The sequence below is a fragment of the Marinobacter sp. genome (assembly GCF_041686475.1).
In the GTDB taxonomy this organism is placed as follows: domain Bacteria; phylum Pseudomonadota; class Gammaproteobacteria; order Pseudomonadales; family Oleiphilaceae; genus Marinobacter.
Map to the genome: position 1 here is coordinate 1 of NZ_JAWLDU010000121.1, position 3,773 is coordinate 3,773.

Genomic DNA, 3,773 nt, shown 5'->3' on the forward strand with positions numbered 1-3,773 from the left:
GTCAAGACCGCTGGGGTGGATGAAAGCATCTATGTATTCGAGGGCAAGGCAAGGGTTTTCGAAAGCCAGGATACCGCCGTTACAGGCATCCTGAACGACGAAGTCCAACCCGGTGAAGTGGTCATTATCCGTTACGAAGGCCCACGTGGCGGGCCGGGCATGCAGGAAATGCTCTACCCGACCAGTTACCTGAAATCCAGGGGCCTGGGCAAGGAATGTGCCCTGCTGACCGACGGCCGTTTTTCCGGTGGTACCTCCGGCCTGTCCATCGGCCACGCCTCTCCGGAAGCTGCCGCAGGTGGCGCCATTGGCCTGATCGAGAATGGCGACCTGATCCGCATCGACATCCCCAACCGTTCCATCAACGTGGAAATAGACCAGACCGAACTGGATCGCCGCCGGGCCGAGAGAGATGCAAAAGGCTGGGAACCGGAGCTGTCCAGGCCACGCAAAGTCTCGGCCGCGCTGAAGGCTTATGCTCTGCTGGCAACCAGCGCCGACAAGGGCGCCGTCAGGGATCTGGAAATACTGGACTGAACACAACGGGCCCGGGGTAGAAGGTACCACCGGGCCCGAAGGTTTACAGAATTGCGGCTACGGTCAGATTCTAGAAGAAGGACCAGCCACCGTCGTCATCTTCCTCGATATCGTCCTCTTCTTCCTTGGCCTGTTCAGGCTCTTCAGACTCGGATGCAGCGCTGGAGGAAGCAGAAGTATTCTGTGATGATGATCCTACGGAACCTGACGAGGCAATCTGTACAGGCACCATACCCAGTGCTTCCTTGGTGGCGTCGTCCAGTTCACCTGAGGCGCTCAGCCCCTGTTCACGCTGGAATTCAGTCAGTAAAGAGCGTGTCGCTTCATCCATCTGCGGACTGACGTTTGTGACCTCATAGCCCGCGCCGTAGAGCGCGTTCTTGAGAGCCACGGTTTCATTTGCCAGCGCGTGGGGAGCTGCGAAGGTGGTCGCTCCGAGCATTACTGCTGCAGCCAGCCGGCTTCGCATTGCGATTTTCGTGATCATGGGTCTACTCCGGTTTCCTGTTGTTTTTTATTGTGTTGCCAGTCCGCCAGTCCGACAGGATGGACAGTACGACCAAAGGTTAACATGTCTAGTCAGCGCCGGGCTTTTCAGATTGTTGCGTTTCTGTAGCCCTCTCATGCAGGTTGTGCACGGGTGTTTCCGGAGTTTCCGCGAACTCCCGGATAAAGATTCCCCAGAAGGCCATGAACAGGGCTGCCACCAATGGCCCCATCACAAAACCGTTGATACCAAACATGACGATCCCGCCCAGCGTTGAGAGCAGCACAATATAATCCGGCAGTTTGGTATCACGGCCGACAAAGATCGGGCGCAGAATGTTGTCGGAAAGCCCTATGACAATCGAGCCGTAGGCCGTGAGGATAATCGCCGAGACGATCTCCCCGGTAGCCGCCAGGTACAGAGCCGCCGGCACCCAGACCAGGGCAGCGCCTACTGCGGGAATGAGCGAGACAATTGCCATCACCACACCCCACAACAGCGCACCCTGTATATCCAGTAACCAGAAAATCAGGCCGCCAAGGGCACCCTGAATGATTGCAATCAGCAGGTTGCCCTTGACTGTTGCCCGGGTAACCTCTGCAAACTTGGCAAGCAGCAGACGCTCCCGTGCATCTCCCAGTGGCAGGGCCTGGATAAGAAGGTCCACCAGCTTGCTGCCATCCCGGAGCAGGAAAAAGGCCAGATACACCATCAGCGCCAGACCCAGAAAAAACTGGAAGGTGTTCTGTCCGACCCCGAGGGCCTGCTTCGCCAGGAACTGGCTACCACCCACAAAGGCGCTGACCGCCCGATCCCTGACCTCCGCGAAATCCATGCCGAATTGAGCAAAGAAGGCCTCGATCGCAGGAAAAGACTGGTTCACCCGGTCTATATATTCGCCCGGACGAAGATCACCATCCTGAATTTTCTGGTAGACGGAAAGCCCCTCTGCAACCAGGGACGTCACCAGCGCCAGCACTGGAATAACCACGATGACCAGGCAGATCAGAAGCGTCAGCATTGCAATCACATTAGGACGGTCACCCAGTCGCCTTGCCAGCCGTTCACGTACAGGATGAAAAATCAGCGCAATTGCCACGGCCCAGAAGATGGGACCGAAAAAGGGCTTCATCAGCAAAACAAAGGCCAGGGAGACGCCCACGAGCATGGCCAGAAAAGTCCGTGTCTCCAGTTTTCCGTACATAAAATGTTCCTGATTCTGATTGCCGTCCGGGACACTAGACTACCACGGCACCGTGGCCAGTCTAACGGCTTTCAGGTTATAGTGGACGGTTACTGGTCATTCGTTAAACAGGTCCGACATTGGATAGCGAAGAGTTTGATGTGGAGACAGCGCTGGATGCCGCCATTGCCCTTCATCGGGTATTGGCCGCCAGAACCCATCGGCGCAAGGTGATGGGCCAGGAGGTGCTTGTGCCCGGGCAATTGGGGGAAGCCCTGCACCTCCCGCGAATCATCAAGCGACTCCAGAGCAAGCAGCTGCGCCAGCGAGAGCAGGGGCTCGAGGAGCTTCAGGAACTGTGGCCAACTCTGTCCCTTGCTACCCGCGAAAAAGTGCTTGACCGGATCGGCTGGTACGACCCCAAATCTCTCGACTGGGAAGACAAGCGCTCCAACCGCCGTCCGATCGCTGACTCCGACCACTGACTGCAGAAACCATCGCCAGCGGGGCCTGGAGAAGCTTCATAAAGGCTTGAACAGGCAACCTGATTCAAACAGCCAACGCACTGTTACGTAAACCAAACACACAAATTTTCCATCTGCTTTATCCTGCTTCGGGAAGGCTGCGATAACACCAGCCACGCAACCACTCAGTCAGGACAGTCGATGGCATGCGTATTCTGAGAACCGATGAAGCCCGCTTCGCAGGTCTTCCGGACTACCCTTTTTCTCCTCATTATCTGGACGTCGAGCCAGGCCTGAGAATGCACTATGTGGATGAAGGCCCCATTGATGCGGCACCGGTGCTGATGCTTCACGGTGAGCCGTCATGGTCGTACCTTTACCGGCACATGATTCCAATGGTGGCGGAAGCCGGCCACCGCGTTCTGGCGCCCGACCTGGTGGGTTTTGGAAAATCCGACAAGCCGGCCAGCGTGGACGACTACAGCTATGATCGCCACATAAACTGGCTTTCCCAATGGCTGGAAGCACTGGACCTCAAGAACATCACCCTGGTCTGCCAGAACTGGGGCTCTCTTCTGGGCCTGCGCCTGGCAGCGGAGCATCCACAGCTTTTCCGCCGGATTATTGTGGGTAACGGCATGCTGCCAACAGGGGATACACCAGTGCCCGCCGTGTTTTCACTGTGGAAGGCCTTTGCCACCCACAGCCCCTGGTTTCCCGTGGGCAGAATCGTGCAACTGGGAACAGAGAGAGCCATGAGCAAGGCCGAGATTGCCGCTTATGAAGCGCCTTTCCCCAGCGCCGAGTTCAAGGCCGGAGCACGGGCGTTTCCCAAACTCGTACCGGTGTCTTCAGACGATCCCGCCAGCGGGGCCAACAAGGCCGCGTGGCGAGTTCTGGAGAAATGGAAAAAGCCCTTTATCACCTGTTTCAGCAGTGGCGACCCCATCACCCGCGGCGGTGACCGCGACATGCAACGACGCATACCGGGGGCCCATGGCCAACCTCACATTACGCTGCGTGGCGGCCATTTCCTGCAGGAAGATTCTCCGGACCACTTCGCCCGCATCATCATTGATGCGTGCAAGTCGGAAATGGCAGC

5 protein-coding genes are annotated in these 3,773 nt (G+C 57.4%); 3 read left to right on the plus strand and 2 right to left on the minus strand.

Translation table 11 applies throughout. The annotated features are described in order from the left end of the window. The coding region (locus ACESMB_RS14915) for a dihydroxy-acid dehydratase (RefSeq protein ID WP_372971975.1) at nucleotides 1–537 on the plus strand (537 nt) is incomplete at its 5' end. 70 nt (nucleotides 538–607) lie between these two features. Here the strand turns inward: ACESMB_RS14915 and ACESMB_RS14920 are convergent. Then, on the minus strand, nucleotides 608–1,024 hold the full coding sequence (locus ACESMB_RS14920) for a peptidoglycan-binding domain-containing protein (protein WP_372971976.1): 417 nt from the start codon (nucleotides 1,022–1,024) through the stop codon (nucleotides 608–610). Nucleotides 1,025–1,112: 88 nt separating this feature from the next. Beyond that, nucleotides 1,113–2,228, minus strand: a complete 1,116-nt coding sequence (locus ACESMB_RS14925) for an AI-2E family transporter (protein WP_372971977.1) — start codon at nucleotides 2,226–2,228, stop codon at nucleotides 1,113–1,115. A 119-nt stretch (nucleotides 2,229–2,347) separates the two neighbouring features. On the opposite strand from ACESMB_RS14925, the gene ACESMB_RS14930 reads away from it, so the two are divergent. Continuing rightward, entirely contained in the window at nucleotides 2,348–2,692 is a 345-nt protein-coding gene (locus ACESMB_RS14930) for a hypothetical protein (protein WP_372971978.1), read from the plus strand. A gap of 185 nt (nucleotides 2,693–2,877) precedes the next feature. Continuing rightward, nucleotides 2,878–3,773: haloalkane dehalogenase (locus ACESMB_RS14935; RefSeq protein WP_372971979.1), on the plus strand; the 896-nt coding region annotated here is incomplete at its 3' end.

Coding starts and splice junctions, on each gene's coding strand:
- ACESMB_RS14925 (WP_372971977.1), bottom strand. CDS start 2,228: ATGTACGGAAAACTGGAGACACGGACTTTTCTGGCCATGCTCGTGGGC.
- ACESMB_RS14920 (WP_372971976.1), bottom strand. CDS start 1,024: ATGATCACGAAAATCGCAATGCGAAGCCGGCTGGCTGCAGCAGTAATG.